Consider the following 13,642-nt stretch of genomic DNA (forward strand, 5'->3'; position numbering starts at 1 on the left):
CCGACCGGACCGGCGGGCATCCGCAGCCGAACCACCGTGGCCCTCCCGCCCGTCGGGAGGGCCACCCCTCTCTCCACCCTCTATGCGCGTAGAGTCATCCAGGACTCTTGCGTACGTACCGGCCGGAAGGACTCCCAGGACATGGACGCCATCTCCGTCATCCGCACCAAGCGGGACCGAGGCGAGCTGACCCCCGAGCAGATCGACTGGGTCATCGACGCGTACACCCGCGGTGAGGTCGCCGATGAGCAGATGTCCGCGCTGGCCATGGCGATCCTGCTGAACGGCATGAACCGCACCGAGATCGCCCGCTGGACCGCCGCGATGATCGCCTCCGGCGAGCGCATGGACTTCGCGTCGCTCTCCCGGCCCACCACCGACAAGCACTCCACCGGCGGCGTCGGCGACAAGATCACCCTGCCGCTCGCCCCGCTGGTCGCCGCGTGCGGCGCCGCCGTGCCGCAGCTCAGCGGACGCGGACTCGGCCACACCGGCGGCACGCTCGACAAGCTGGAGTCCATCCCCGGCTGGCGCGCCCACCTCACCAACGAGGAGATGCTGAGCGTCCTGGACACCACCGGCGCCGTGATCTGCGCCGCCGGTGACGGGCTCGCCCCCGCCGACAAGAAGCTGTACGCGCTCCGCGATGTCACCGGCACCGTCGAGGCCATCCCGCTGATCGCCAGCTCGATCATGTCCAAGAAGATCGCCGAGGGCACCGGCGCGCTCGTCCTGGACGTCAAGGTCGGCTCGGGCGCCTTCATGAAGACCATGGACGACGCCCGCGAACTGGCCTCGACCATGGTCGCGCTGGGCACCGACAGCGGAGTGCGGACGGTCGCGCTGCTCACCGACATGGCCACCCCGCTCGGCCTGACCGCGGGAAACGCCCTGGAGGTGCGCGAGTCGGTCGAGGTGCTGGCCGGCGGCGGTCCCAGGGACGTCGTCGACCTCACCCTGGCCCTCGCCCGCGAGATGCTGGACGCGGCCGGGCTCAAGGACGCCGACCCGGAGAAGGCCCTCGCCGACGGCTCCGCGATGGACGTCTGGCGCCGGATGATCTCCGCCCAGGGCGGCGACCCGGACGCCGCGCTCCCGGTCGCCCGTGAGCAGCACGTCGTGACGGCCCCGTCCACCGGTGTGCTGACCCGCCTGGACGCGTACGACATCGGCGTCGCGGCCTGGCGTCTCGGCGCGGGCCGGGCCCGCAAGGAGGACCCGGTGCAGGCGGGCGCGGGCGTCGAGCTGCATGCCAAGCCCGGCGACACGGTCACGGCCGGACAGCCGCTGCTGACGCTGCACACCGACACCCCGGAGAAGTTCGACTACGCGCTGAAGGCACTGCCCTCCTCGTACGACATCGCTCCGGAGGGCACGGAGTTCACGGCCACCCCCGTGGTGCGGGAACGTATCGCCTGACCTGCGGCTCGGAGCGCCCGGCGCTCTTACTCGTACGGGTGAACGGGACCGGTGGACTGCCGCCGGTCCCGTTCGGCATGCTGGACTCGGTGACGCACCGATAGAGGAGACCGCCATGGGCGCACTCACCGTCGACCCCGCGCCGGGCCACGGCCAGGACTGGGACGACCTCGTCCGGATCTGGGAGGAGACGGACGCACCCGAGGGCTGCAAGGTGGAGATCATCGAGGGGATCGTCACCGTGTCGCCACCGCCGTCCAAGGACCACAACACCACCGCGGAGCTGCTGCAGCGCAGGCTCTACTCCGTGATCCCGGAGGACTGGGGGATCTATCAGACCCTCGGCGTCGCCGTGCCGGGCCGGGCCGGGCTCTACATCCCCGATCTCGTCGTGGTGCCGCGTGCCGTGGCGACCGGGCCGGGCAACCGTGTACCGGCGGAAGAGGCCCGGCTCGTCGTCGAGATCACCTCGCAGGCCAACGCCAACCACGACCGCATCGGCAAGGCACACGGATACGCGAAGGCCGGAGTCGAGCTCTTCCTGCTCCTGGACCCCTGGCACTCCGGCCGCCCCACCGCCACCCTGTACGGGGAACCCGCCGAGGGCACGTACCGGGTCCTGGACGCGGTCGAGTACGGGCAGAAGCTGACGCTTCCCGAGCCGTTCGCGCTGGTGCTGGACACCGAGGTCTTTCCGGTCAGCTGAGAAGCGGCTCCGCGCCGGTCCCGCGCGTGCGCGAGCGGCCCGTCGGGGCGGAGGAATCCGCCCCGACGGGCCGCTCTCATGCTGTCGGTGCGCCTACCGGCTCACCGGCAGGCCGTTCACTTGCCGAAGTACGCGTGGTAGACCGACACGGAGGACTTGTTGCCGTTCTTGTCCGTGACATTGGCCTTGTAGGAGATGGACTTCCCCTTGGCCGGGTTCTTCACGGAGATCTTGCCCGCCTTGACCGTGGCCTTCTTCCAGGTCTTGCCGGCGTCGTAACTGACGTACACCGTCAGCGACTTCAGGTTCTTGCCGGCTGCGGCGCCCTGCACCTTCACCGGCACGGAGGCGGTCCTGCCCGCGGTGACCTTGCCGTCCAGCGTCACATTGGGCGTGAAGCGGACCGTGGAGATCGGCAGCTGGGTCGAGTCGGCGCTCTTCTTGGACCGGAAGGTCCAGCTCGCGTCGATCCGGGTGGAGACGGCCGAGACCTTGGTGCTGCGCCGGACCGAGGTCGTCAGCCGGTAGTCCGCGGCCGCGGACGGCACGGTGATGGGGGTGTAGCCTTCCAGCGGGTCCGCGTTCTGGGCGATCCTGGTGCCGTTGCGGTACAGGACGGTCTTGACCGAACTGTACGTGGAGGAGCCCATGTTGCCGCTGCCGTCGGCCGTCAGGGGCAGCGCGCCGACGATGTCGTTGCCGTCGCGGAAGATCCCGTATCCGGCGCCGAGCGCCGGGCCGAACACCGCGGTGTTGACCTTCTTGCTGTAGGTCTTGCCCGCCTTGAGGGTCTGCGGGTCACCGAGGGAGTACATCGCCTCGGTCACCGGGTAGCCGTCCTCGTCCAGTCCGCCTTCCTGGCTGAAGTCGAAGTTCCACCGCACCTTGTCGGCGGTGGAGACATAGGCGGTGTTGGTACCGGGGAGCTTCTGGCTGGACCAGGCCGTCCAGCCGGAGGACGAACCGGGGAGCGAGCCCCAGGCCGCGATCCCACCGGTCTTGCCCTTGGCGGGCGAGCCGAGAGAGGTCTGGACCTTGGCCATCTGAGCGGTGGTGAACTTCCGGCTGTATCCGGTCGCCGCCTGGGTCACCGGGCCGCCGACCGCGATGTCGTACCGGGTCGAGGCACCCTTGGTCCAGCTGCCGAGCCAGTGCTGGGAGAGCGAGCCGTCGGTCACCTTCGGGCCGACGTGCGCGGTGCGGAACCCCTGGTACGAGTCGAGGAGCCAGCCGTAGCCGTAGCCGCTGTCCTTGGTGACGAACTGGAGGTCGGGCGCCGCCAGCTGGGCCTTCGTGCCCGTGGTGGGCAGGGTGAAGCTCACCGGCTTCGTCTTGCGCGCGTCGAGCGTCACGCTGGTGTTCTTGGTGAGGTTCAGGATCGGCTGGGCGAACCAGTCGACGCCCTTGGCGCTGTTCTCCGGGTCGACGTAGACGGCGGAGTTCATCACGTAACCGCCCTTGGCGACGCGGACCTTCGCCGTGCCGCCCTCGCCCGTCGGGGACACCCACACATCGCGTGCCGAGCCGGACATGCCGAAGAGATCGGACTCGTAGTACTTGGCGGGCTTGCCGTCACGTCCGATGAACTTGACCGTGAGGTCGTACGACTCGATCTCGCGCTCGACCGCGGCCGCGGTGCGCACGGTCTGGCCGTCACCGGTCCCGACGACGTACGCGGAGTAGGTGCCGTCGGCCGTGCCGCCGAGCTTGGTGTTCACGGTCAGCGGTACGTCGGCGGTGCCGCCCGCGGGGACGGTCACCTTGTCGGCGCCGAGGGTGAAGAAGCCGGCCGGGGCGGGCTTGCCCTTCGGTCCGGTGGCCGTGACCGCGACGTCGAGGGTGACGTCCGTCGTACCGAGGTTGCGGTACGTCACGTTCTTGGTGACCGGGGTGTCGTCGGTGTGCGGCCACTGTTGCACGCCGAAGCTCACCGAGACCGGGTCCGCGACGACGGTCTGCGCGATCGCCCGGTCGACGGCGATCCGTCCCGAGCCCTGCTCGAACGGGGTGTACGCGCCCGGCTTCGTCGAGGCCGTGAGCGCGCCCTTGAGCTCGGCGTACTTCCAGTCCGGGTGCTGCTGCTTGAGGAGCGCCGCGGCGCCCGCGACGTGCGGGGTGGCCATCGACGTACCGGAGATGGTCAGGTAGCCCGGCGGGTTCTGCCCGACCTCTTGGTCGATGGCGGAGCCGGGTGCGGCCGCGGCCGTGATGTCGACGCCGGGGGCGGTGACATCCGGCTTGATCGCACCGTCGCCGATGCGCGGGCCACGGCTGGAGAAGTCGGCCAGCTCGTCGTTGTCGTCGACCGCGCCGACGGTCAGGGCGGCGTCCGCGCTGCCCGGGGAGCCGACCGTACCGGCGCCGTCGCCCTCATTGCCCGCCGCGATGGCGAACAGCACGCCCTTGTCGGCCGACAGTTTGTTGACCGCCGCTTCGAGCGGGTCGATCTCGGGGGTGTCGACGCCGCCGAGGCTCAGGTTGATGATGTCGGCGCCCTGTGCGACCGCCCACTCCATCCCGGCCAGGATGCCGGCGTCGTCGCCGAAGCCGTCGTCGTCGAGCACCTTGCCCTCGATGAGCTTGGCGTCCGGGGCCACGCCCTTGAACTTGCCGCCCGACTTGGCGCCCGTGCCGGCCGCGATCGAGGAGACGTGCGTGCCGTGTCCGACCCGGTCCTTGGTGTCGGGCGAGGGGGTGAAGTTCTTCGTCTCCAGGACCTGGCCCTTGAGGTCCGGGTGGGTGGCGTCCACCCCGGTGTCCAGGACGGCGATCTTGACGCCCTTCCCGGTGTATCCGGCCTTCCAGGCGGTCGGTGCGCCGATCTGCGGCACGCTCTTGTCGAGGCTCGCCTTGCGCACGCCGTTCAGCCAGACCCGGTCGACACCGGCGGCCGTGGTGCGCTGGGCGCCGTTCGAGGGCTTGCTGGTGAGTGCCTGCCAGATGTCCTTCGCGTCGCGGGTCGGGGTGGTCACCGACTCGGCGTTCAGGGTCTTCAGGGCCCGGTCGACCCGGGTGGCGCCCGCGTCACGGACCTCCGCCTTTGCCGTCGCGGCCCGGTCGCCCCGGTAGGCGACGATCAGCTTCAGGCCCGCCTTCTGCGCCCGGCGGTTCTCCGCGCGGTTCAGCTCGGTGACGTCGAACAGCCGTCGGTCCAGCTTGCCGGAGCTGATCAGCCGGTGTGCGTCGGCCGGGACCAGCAGGGTGTGCCCGTCACGTATCTGACGCTGCACGGGTATGTGTTCACGCCCCTTGGCGGGCCGGAAGCCCACGACCCGGCCCTTGGCGTCCACCGAGACGCGGTCGCCGGTGATCAGCGTCAGCTGGTGCCGGGCCACGGACTTGGCGCCCGTGGACCGCGCGGCATCGGGCTGTGCCACGGCCGGCGTGGTCATCCCGGCTGCGAGCGCCACGGCGGCCGCCGTGGCGATGGTCGAAACACACGCGTTTCTCACGTGTTTGCGCAACTCTCCCCCTGGAGAATCAGGCGGCCCGATGAGGGGCCACTGGTCAGTCGGCACCGCTGAGAAGCCGGTGTCGGCCGGTTCACCTACCTAGAGGGAGAATTGATCGAAAAGGTTCACAGAAACCGCACAGGCAAGCGGAGTTGACGGAAGTTCATCGGTGCGCGGGCGAACCGGACGGCGGGGCGAGGGCGACCGAGGGGTGTGTGCCGGGCACGGGGGAGCAGCCGATGAGCGGATTCGGGGACATGGGCCGGTCCGGGACGGCGGGAAAGTACGGAGCGGGGCAGCGATGAGTTTCGGCCGCCGGACCGGTCACCCTGATGTGGAAGCCATGAGCCCGATCGTTCTTGTCGTCACCGGCCGCGTCGGACGGGACTCCGTGCCGGGACTCTGCGCCGAGCTGGAGTCGCTGCTGGACGGCGCCGAGCGCGCCGTCCACGACCCGGACGCCGAGGTGGACTGCGATGTCGGCGCAGTCGTGCAGCCGGATCTGGCCCTGGTCGAGGCGATCGCGCGGCTGGGGCTCGTCGCACGCCGGGCGGGCGGCAGACGGCTCCGGCTGCGCAACGCACCGCCGGAACTGCGGTGCCTGCTCGACCTGGTGGGGCTGGCCGATGTGGTGGACGTGCGGTACGAGGCCGGAGACGGCGGAGCCTGAGCGGGCACGCGGCCCGGGGCGGGCCGGCCCGTTCGCCGGCCCGCCGAACCGGCCCGCCCTCTCTACGTCCGCCCGTCTCGTATGCCGGGCCTCACGCGGCGTCCGCGTCGAGGTGATCCGGCAGACCGAACAGCGGGAACCAGCGCGGTGTGTCCAGGAAGCAGTGCATCCCGGTGATGACGCCGTCCGAAATGTCGATGACCTGCACCGCCCACGGCACGAACCCCGGTCCGTCCGGATTCGGCTTGTAGTGCGCGAACGCCGGGGCGCCGTTCGCCTCCGTCGCCACCAGCCGCGAGCCCGCGCAGCCGGCACCGTGGGAGACCATGAAGCCGGTGATGTCGTCGTGCCCCTGGAGCCAGAGGTCGAACGGCGGCATGGTCATCACGGCGTCCTCGTGGAGCAGCGCGGTCAGCGCCGCCATGTCGTACCCCTCGAAGGCCGCGACGTAGCGCTCGAGGAGCCTGCGCTGCTCCTCGTCGAGCGGATCCGCGCTGTCGGGGACCAGGCCCTCGCGTTCCGAGAGGGTCGCGCGCGCCCGCTGGAGGGCGCTGTTGACCGAGGCGACCGAGGTGTCGAGCAGCTCGGCGACCTCGCTCGCCTTCCAGGCGAGCACCTCGCGCAGGATCAGCACCACCCGCTGCTTGGGGGGCAGATGCTGCAACGCGGCCACGAACGCGAGCCGCACCGACTCCCGGGCCACGGCGGTCTCCGCCGGGTCGGCCGTCGTGGGCAGGATCCGCCCGTCCGGCATCGGCTCCAGCCAGGTGTTCTCCGGCAGCGGGTTGAGCGCTGCTCGGGCGAGCGGCGTCGGGCCCGTCAGATCGACCGGACGGGCCCGCTTCTTGCCCGCGTTCAGCATGTCCAGGCAGACGTTGGTGGCGATGCGGTACAACCAGGACCGCAGCGAGGAACGCCCCTCGAACCTGTCGAAGTTGCGCCAGGCACGCACCAGCGTGTCCTGCACCGCGTCCTCGGCCTCGAAGGCCGAGCCGAGCATCCGGTAGCAGTAACCGGTCAGCTCGACCCGGTGTCCCTCCAGACGGCTGTCGATGTCCGCCGCTGCCAGATCACTCATCGCTCCACCCCTGTTGTGCTGTGACGCCACTCACTTCAGCACTGTGGAAGCTACCGCAGGCCACTGACAACGACGGCGGGAAGCAGCGAAGCGGCCCACGATCAGGTCACGTTCCGGGCTTGCGCCCGTACACGTACACGTCGTCGCCGTTCTTCAGCAGTTTCCAGTAGGACTTCGCGTCGGCGTCCCGCATGTTGACGCAACCGTGCGACCCCGGCGGGTTCCACATGCTGACGCCCACCGAGTGGAACGCCTGCCCGCCGTCGAAGAACTGGGAGTACGGCATCGACACGTGGTAGATCGACGAGACGTGGTTGATGTGCCGCAGGTAGATCTTCTTCGACCCGGTGCGCGTCTCGTACCCGTTCCGCCCGGTCCGTACCGGCACGGGACCGAACTTCAGCTTGCTGCCGTCCTGGATCCAGCTCAGCTGCCGGGTCAGGTCCACGCACGCTATCCGCCCCTTGTTCGTGGGGCACTTCTTGGCCTTGTTCGGGGTCTTGCCGGCTTCCTTCTGGGCCGTGAGCGTCTTCATCGTGCGCCAGGTGACCGGTCCCGCGTAGCCGATCGTGGGAGTGACCCCGTAGGTGCGCTGGAACGACTGGATCGCTTTGCAGTCGGCGGCCGACTGCTTGCCGTCGACCGGTCGGTGCAGATACTTCTCGACCTGCTTCTGGTACGGCCCGGTGGACGTCGTGCAGGACGCCGCCTGCGCGGATCCGCCGGTGCCCAGGACGAGGGCGGGCGCCGCCGTCAGACCGGCGACGGACAGCGCGACCGCACGCCGCGCCCGGACCCCCCGAAATATTCCTGCGACTCTCATGTACGCCAACTTCCCTTCGCGCGCCGTGAGGTGATTCCGCCTGCTAGTGCTGTGGCCGGAAAGGTTCACCGGCTCGCGACGCCCGGCACGGCACCTCGCCGCGTTGTCGCATCACCCGAGTGCGGCCGGCACGAGGGCGATCCTCCGCCTTGCGACGCACCGCACCGGACGCCGCGAGCCTCCTGGTAAACCTTTCCGGCCACAGCACTAGACGCGCGTCGGGGAGTGGATGGTTGTGCCTCGTATGTCTCAGTTCTGTACGGACGCCACCGGCAGGAGCCGGCGGCGCTCGGCGCGCGCGGCCCGTGAGCCGTACAGCGTGATCGAGACGACGCCGAGGACGGCGAGGAGCCCCAACGACACGGTCCCGGCCCAGCCCCCGGCGTGGAAGGCGACCGCGCCGAGCGTGCCGCCCGCGCTGGAGCCCAGGTAGTACGCGGACTGGTAGAGCGCCGACGCCTGTGCCCGGCCCTTCGTCGCCGTACGGCTCACGGACGAGGAGGCGACCGCGTGTCCGGCGAAGAAGCCCGCGGTGATCAGGACCAGGCCGAGGAGTACGGCGGCCAGCCGGTCGGCGAGCGAGAGCACCAGACCGGCGGCCGTGGTGGAGACGGCGAGGTACAGCGCGCCCCGGCGGCCGAGCCGGGCGACCAGCTTGCCCGCCGCCGCGGAGGAGACCGTACCGACGAGATAGACCAGGAAGATCGAGCCGACGATCCCCTGCGGGAGGTTGAACGGCGCCTCCACCAGTCGGTAGCCGATCACCGTGTAGACCGCGCCGAACACCGTCATGAACAGCGCGCCGATCGCGTACAGCCGGCGCAGCAGGGGGTCGGCGAGATGCCCGCCCACCGTCTTCGCCAGGGCCTTCGGGTTCAGCGAGCCCGGGGTGAAGTGCCGGGCCGCGGGGATCATGAAGTGGAAGACCACCGCGCAGGCCACGGCCAGCAGCCCGACCGCTCCGAGCGCCGCCCGCCAGCCCCACAGCTGGGCGATCCAGCCGGTCAGGATCCGGCCGCTCATCCCGCCGATGCTGTTCCCCGCCACGAACAGTCCGATCGCGGCGACCAGCGCCTTCGGCCGTACCTCCTCCGCCAGGTAGGCCATCGCGGAGGCGGGCAGCCCGGCCAGTGCCGCGCCCTGGACGGCGCGCAGCGCGATCAGCCAGCCCAGCGAGGGAGCGAAGGGCACGAGCAGCCCGACCAGCACGGCGACCGTCAGGGAGGCGGTCATCATCTGCCGTCGCCCGAAGCGCTCGGAGAGCGCGCTCATCGGCAGCACGCACAGCGCCAGGGCGCCCGTCGCGGCGGAGACCGTCCAGCTGGCCTGTCCGGCCGTGGCGCCGAGGGACGCGGAGACGGCGGGCAGCAGGGCCTGGGTGGAGTAGAGGAGTGCGAAGGTCGCGACACCGGCGGCGAAGAGCGCGAAGCTCATCCGGCGGTAACCGGGGCGGCCGGGTTCGAGACGGTCCGGTCCGGCGGGGCCGGTGGTGGCGGCAGCGGCGACGGGGGACGGCTGGGGCGAGGCGGCCACCGTGAGGGTGGACGCCCCGGTACTGGCAGGAGGCATGGTTCGAAAGTAGGCTCCCCGGTTTCATGCGTCCAATGCACGAATTGGCGATAATCAATCCCATGGTGCATGAACGCAGCTCACGGCCACGGCTGTCACCGAGCAGTTACGAAGAAGACATTCGCGCGGTCCTCGCGCCGAGGCTGGCCCACTTCGAGGCGGTCGCCCGGCACGAGCACGTCACCCGCGCAGCGCACGAGCTCGGCGTCCCGCAGTCGACGCTCTCACGGTCGATGGTCAGGCTCGAACAGGACCTGGGGGTCGCCCTGTTCGCCCGCAAGGGCCGCACCGTCTCCCTGACCCCCGCGGGCCGCACCTTCCTGGGCTCCGCCGAGCGGGCCCTCGCCGAGGTCGAGAAGGCCGCCGACTCGGTACGGGCCGACGCCGACCCGGCCACCGGCAAGGTCGCCTTCGGCTTTCTGCACACCATGGGCTCCGAGACCGTGCCCGCCCTGCTCCGCGCCTTCCGCGCCGACCACCCCCGGGTCCGCTTCCAGCTCGTGCAGAACTACGGCGAGGCGATGATCGAACGCCTCCGGGCGGGCGGCCTCGACCTCTGCCTCACCTCACCCGTCCCGGACGCCCCGGATCTGGTCGCTCGCCGCCTCGACGAACAGCGGCTGCGTCTTGTCGTCCCCGAGGACCACCGGCTCGCCTCGCGTCGTCGCATCCGCCTGGCGGAGGCCGCCGACGAGAAGTTCGTCACCCTCGAACCGGGTTACGGCCTGCGGCGGATCACCGACGACCTGTGCGCGGAGGCGGGGTTCACACCACGCGTCGCCTTCGAGGGCGAGGAGGCGGAGACCCTGCGCGGCCTGGTCGCGGCGGGTCTCGGTGTGGCCCTGCTGCCGCCGCCCGCGGTGGCCCGCCCCGGCGTCGTCGAGCTCACCGTGACGGCCCCGAGGGCGGCCCGCGAGATCGGCGTCGCCTGGCTGGACGGCCACCCGGACACCCCGCCGGTGGCCGCCTTCAAACGCTTCCTGCTGTCGAGGCGGGGGCATCTGCTGCCGGACTGACCGGGCCGGGACGGCGCCGGAGAGGGTCCCGGCTCACCGTCCACCCGATGACCGGCCCCCGGCCGCGCGTACGGCCCGCTCGAAGTACGCGTGTGCGCGCGAGTCCTCCGGCGTGCCGAGCACACCGAGGCCGCGGTCGGCGAACGGCCGGAACAGCAGCCCGTGCCGGCGCAGGGCGTCGAACGCCGGTTCGTCGGTGTCGCGGACGGTGGCCAGGGGCAGTGTGCGTGCGGCCCCCACGGTCGTCGTCACGGCCCACCAGGCGATGTCGTCCTCCCCGACCGGGAGCGGAGTGAACCGGATCCCGCCCACCTCCGCCCAGGGCACGCGCCGACGGCTCCAGGGCCGGACGACCGTGATCCCGGCATCGTCCAGTCGTACGGCGAACCGGCCCCGCAGCGCGTAGTGCAGCACGACCGGCAGCAGCAGGCAGGTGGGGAGGAACCACCTCGTCGGATGGTCCCCCCAAGGGCCGAGGACACCCACGACGGTGACGCAGACCCAGGTGAGGGCCGTTTCGGCGCACAGCCACTCCACCAGTGGCGGCCCCTCCAGCACGCGTACCCTCACCGCGGTCACGAGCGCCTCACCTTCGCCGTCCCGCCCTCTGGCGCCGTGTGCACCGCACCTTTGGCCGCCGTCACCGGGCGGACCGTCGGCCGCCTCCCGAAGGCGGTACTCGCGCTGTGGATCCCGGTACTCATGAGCCCCCCTCGTGTCGTCGCTGTTCATGGCTGCTCATCGTGTGATCAACCTATGAGCCGTGGTCGTGAGAGGCATGAGTGCCCGTACTCAACTCCGTTCGCCGTGAAGCCGGTTGCGCGGCCGACCGGGTGCGGCCACACCCTGTGCCGCTCGGCCCCCGCCAGTTGGTCGCCTCAGTCCCGCAACGACCTGCCGAACCCCGCGGCCAGCGGCATCCGCAGCCCCAGCGGTGGCGGCGCCGCCAGGGCGTCCGCCACCGGGCGGGCGTATGCCCGGCCGAAGAGCGAGCCGCGGACGAAGTCCGTGACCAGGGCCGCCACTTCGGCCCGGTGCTGGCGCAGACCGTGGCCGTCCGAGTGGACCTCGAAACGGCAGGTGTCACGGTTGGCCTTCTTGGCCCGTTCGGCCAGCCGGAAGGAGAGCTCGGGATCGGTGCGGGCATCGTTCGTGCCGTGGACGAGCAGGACGTGCCGGCCCACCAGATGCTTCACCGGCTCCGGCTCGTCCCGTGCGTCCTCGGGCAGCCACGGAGCCATCGCCAGGACGGAGCCGACCGCCGCGTGGCCGCCCGCCCGGAGCGCGGCCCGGCCGCCCATGCCGTGGCCGACGAGGCAGACGGGGACGTCGCCGTAGCGCCGTACGACCTCGTCCACCGCCCAACGGGCGTCCGCCGCGAGCTGCGCGTCGGTCGTGTTCCAGCCCCGGCAGCTGTAGCGCACGACATGCGCGGCGAGCCCGTCCTCCTGGCCCGCGCGGGCCAGGGTCCGGGCCAGCGGCAGCTGGAGGGCGTACGAAAGGGGGGAGGGGCGGCGGTGCGAGTCGGCCTCGCCGTCCGGGAGCAGCAGAACCACGCCGCTGACCGCAGATGGTGCTCCGGCCGTCCTGACGGCCCGTCCCAGCCTCGCAGCAGGCAGGGGGAGTGCGCGCTGTGCCATGACAGAACAGTGTCAGAAGGACAGGTGTACTCCACCCGTATTCGCGGTCACTGTTACGTATCGGCAAGCGACAATCTACGCGCGTAGGCGCTAGAGTGCCCAAATGATGAGCCCGACCCTCCATGTGCCCGGCCAGGATCAGATCCGACGTGCCCCCAAGGTCCTTCTCCACGACCACCTCGACGGCGGCCTGCGCCCGGGAACGATCGTCGACCTCGCCCTCGCGAGCGGATACGACGGACTCCCCGAGACCGAGCCCGACAAGCTCGGCATCTGGTTCCGCGAGGCGGCCGACTCCGGGTCGCTGGAGCGCTATCTGGAGACGTTCGCCCACACCTGCGCCGTCATGCAGACCCGTGAGGCGCTGTTCCGGGTGGCCGCCGAGTGCGCCGAGGACCTGGCCGCGGACGGTGTCGTCTACGCCGAGGTGCGGTACGCCCCCGAGCAGCACCTGGAAGCCGGGCTGACCCTCGAAGAGGTCGTCGAAGCGGTCAACGAGGGCTTCCGCGAGGGCGAGCGGCGGGCCCGCCGGGACGGGCACCGCATCCGCATGGGCGCCCTCCTCACCGCGATGCGGCACGCGGCCCGCTCCCTGGAGATCGCCGAACTCGCCAACCGCTACCGCGACCAGGGCGTCGTCGGCTTCGACATCGCGGGCGCGGAGGCGGGCTTCCCGCCCACCCGGCACCTCGACGCGTTCGAGTACCTCAAGCGCGAGAACAACCACTTCACCATCCACGCGGGCGAGGCCTTCGGCCTGCCGTCGATCTGGCAGGCCCTCCAGTGGTGCGGCGCCGACCGGCTCGGCCACGGCGTCCGCATCATCGACGACATCGAGGTCACCGAGGACGGCGGTGTGAAGCTCGGCCGACTCGCCTCCTACGTACGGGACAAGCGCATCCCGCTGGAGCTGTGCCCCACCTCCAACCTCCAGACCGGCGCCGCCGCCTCCTACGCCGAGCACCCCATCGGGCTGCTGCGGAAGCTGTATTTCCGGGTCACCGTGAACACGGACAACCGGCTGATGAGCGGTACGACCATGAGCCGTGAATTCGAGAAGCTGACCGAGACTTTCGGATACACGCTCGACGACATGCAGTGGTTCACCGTCAATGCGATGAAATCCGCGTTCATCCCTTTCGATGAACGTCTCGCGATGATCAATGATGTGATCAAGCCCGGATATGCGGAGCTGAAGTCCGAGTGGCTCTTCGAGCAGACCGCCACGACCAGCGTCTCTTCGACTTCCGGGGACTGATTCACACTTTC

11 protein-coding genes are annotated in these 13,642 nt (G+C 70.7%); 5 read left to right on the forward strand and 6 right to left on the reverse strand.

Going from position 1 to position 13,642, the window contains the following annotated elements; all coding sequences use genetic code 11:
• The first annotated feature begins 141 nt into the window (after positions 1-141).
• Both ACIQCZ_RS03485 and ACIQCZ_RS03490 read left to right on the forward strand, forming a co-directional pair.
• Positions 142-1,419 carry a thymidine phosphorylase gene (locus ACIQCZ_RS03485; RefSeq protein ID WP_351074351.1) on the forward strand — a complete coding sequence of 426 codons (1,278 nt, stop codon included), beginning with the start codon at positions 142-144 and terminating at the stop codon, positions 1,417-1,419.
• A 115-nt stretch (positions 1,420-1,534) separates the two neighbouring features.
• Positions 1,535-2,125, forward strand: a complete 591-nt coding sequence (locus ACIQCZ_RS03490; RefSeq protein ID WP_402279239.1) for a Uma2 family endonuclease — start codon at positions 1,535-1,537, stop codon at positions 2,123-2,125.
• Positions 2,126-2,241: 116 nt separating this feature from the next.
• On the opposite strand, the gene ACIQCZ_RS03495 is transcribed toward ACIQCZ_RS03490, so the two are convergent.
• The gene (locus tag ACIQCZ_RS03495) at positions 2,242-5,517 is read right to left on the reverse strand and encodes a S8 family serine peptidase (RefSeq protein ID WP_402280206.1); all 3,276 of its coding nucleotides are present in this window, start codon (positions 5,515-5,517) and stop codon (positions 2,242-2,244) included.
• Positions 5,518-5,878: 361 nt separating this feature from the next.
• On the opposite strand from ACIQCZ_RS03495, the gene ACIQCZ_RS03500 reads away from it, so the two are divergent.
• Positions 5,879-6,247 (forward strand): STAS domain-containing protein, encoded by a 369-nt coding sequence (locus ACIQCZ_RS03500; protein ID WP_402279241.1) that lies wholly within the window; start codon positions 5,879-5,881, stop codon positions 6,245-6,247.
• A 91-nt stretch (positions 6,248-6,338) separates the two neighbouring features.
• Here the strand turns inward: ACIQCZ_RS03500 and ACIQCZ_RS03505 are convergent, their stop codons facing one another.
• The 3 genes from ACIQCZ_RS03505 to ACIQCZ_RS03515 all read right to left on the reverse strand — a co-directional run bounded on the left by ACIQCZ_RS03505 (position 6,339) and on the right by ACIQCZ_RS03515 (position 9,717).
• The gene (locus tag ACIQCZ_RS03505) at positions 6,339-7,325 is read right to left on the reverse strand and encodes a sigma-70 family RNA polymerase sigma factor (RefSeq protein ID WP_402279243.1); all 987 of its coding nucleotides are present in this window, start codon (positions 7,323-7,325) and stop codon (positions 6,339-6,341) included.
• Positions 7,326-7,431: 106 nt separating this feature from the next.
• Positions 7,432-8,148 (reverse strand): L,D-transpeptidase family protein, encoded by a 717-nt coding sequence (locus ACIQCZ_RS03510; RefSeq protein ID WP_365694451.1) that lies wholly within the window; start codon positions 8,146-8,148, stop codon positions 7,432-7,434.
• Between the two features lie 249 nt (positions 8,149-8,397).
• On the reverse strand, positions 8,398-9,717 hold the full coding sequence (locus ACIQCZ_RS03515; protein ID WP_402279246.1) for an MFS transporter: 1,320 nt from the start codon (positions 9,715-9,717) through the stop codon (positions 8,398-8,400).
• A gap of 62 nt (positions 9,718-9,779) precedes the next feature.
• Between ACIQCZ_RS03515 and ACIQCZ_RS03520 the strand changes: the two genes are divergently transcribed.
• The gene (locus ACIQCZ_RS03520; RefSeq protein WP_351086452.1) at positions 9,780-10,733 is read left to right on the forward strand and encodes a LysR family transcriptional regulator; all 954 of its coding nucleotides are present in this window, start codon (positions 9,780-9,782) and stop codon (positions 10,731-10,733) included.
• Positions 10,734-10,766: 33 nt separating this feature from the next.
• On the opposite strand, the gene ACIQCZ_RS03525 is transcribed toward ACIQCZ_RS03520, so the two are convergent.
• Complete coding sequence (locus ACIQCZ_RS03525; protein WP_402279249.1) at positions 10,767-11,312, reverse strand: hypothetical protein; 546 nt, start codon at positions 11,310-11,312, stop codon at positions 10,767-10,769.
• 299 nt (positions 11,313-11,611) lie between these two features.
• The gene (locus ACIQCZ_RS03530; RefSeq protein ID WP_402279251.1) at positions 11,612-12,373 is read right to left on the reverse strand and encodes an alpha/beta hydrolase family protein; all 762 of its coding nucleotides are present in this window, start codon (positions 12,371-12,373) and stop codon (positions 11,612-11,614) included.
• A 103-nt stretch (positions 12,374-12,476) separates the two neighbouring features.
• On the opposite strand from ACIQCZ_RS03530, the gene ACIQCZ_RS03535 reads away from it, so the two are divergent.
• The gene (locus ACIQCZ_RS03535; protein ID WP_402279253.1) at positions 12,477-13,631 is read left to right on the forward strand and encodes an adenosine deaminase; all 1,155 of its coding nucleotides are present in this window, start codon (positions 12,477-12,479) and stop codon (positions 13,629-13,631) included.
• The last annotated feature ends 11 nt before the right edge of the window (positions 13,632-13,642 follow it).

Origin of the sequence: Streptomyces sp. NPDC093149 (assembly GCF_044754145.1) — a bacterium.
GTDB lineage: Bacteria > Actinomycetota > Actinomycetes > Streptomycetales > Streptomycetaceae > Streptomyces.

What these genes read in the sequence shown, in the direction of transcription:
- ACIQCZ_RS03520 (WP_351086452.1), top strand. Translation starts at nt 9,780, where the DNA reads ATGGTGCATGAACGCAGCTCACGGCCACGGCTGTCACCGAGCAGTTAC.
- ACIQCZ_RS03530 (WP_402279251.1), bottom strand. Translation starts at nt 12,373, where the DNA reads ATGGCACAGCGCGCACTCCCCCTGCCTGCTGCGAGGCTGGGACGGGCC.
- ACIQCZ_RS03500 (WP_402279241.1), top strand. Translation starts at nt 5,879, where the DNA reads ATGAGTTTCGGCCGCCGGACCGGTCACCCTGATGTGGAAGCCATGAGC.
- ACIQCZ_RS03495 (WP_402280206.1), bottom strand. Translation starts at nt 5,517, where the DNA reads ATGACCACGCCGGCCGTGGCACAGCCCGATGCCGCGCGGTCCACGGGC.
- ACIQCZ_RS03515 (WP_402279246.1), bottom strand. Translation starts at nt 9,717, where the DNA reads ATGCCTCCTGCCAGTACCGGGGCGTCCACCCTCACGGTGGCCGCCTCG.
- ACIQCZ_RS03535 (WP_402279253.1), top strand. Translation starts at nt 12,477, where the DNA reads ATGATGAGCCCGACCCTCCATGTGCCCGGCCAGGATCAGATCCGACGT.
- ACIQCZ_RS03485 (WP_351074351.1), top strand. Translation starts at nt 142, where the DNA reads ATGGACGCCATCTCCGTCATCCGCACCAAGCGGGACCGAGGCGAGCTG.
- ACIQCZ_RS03490 (WP_402279239.1), top strand. Translation starts at nt 1,535, where the DNA reads ATGGGCGCACTCACCGTCGACCCCGCGCCGGGCCACGGCCAGGACTGG.
- ACIQCZ_RS03510 (WP_365694451.1), bottom strand. Translation starts at nt 8,148, where the DNA reads ATGAGAGTCGCAGGAATATTTCGGGGGGTCCGGGCGCGGCGTGCGGTC.
- ACIQCZ_RS03505 (WP_402279243.1), bottom strand. Translation starts at nt 7,325, where the DNA reads ATGAGTGATCTGGCAGCGGCGGACATCGACAGCCGTCTGGAGGGACAC.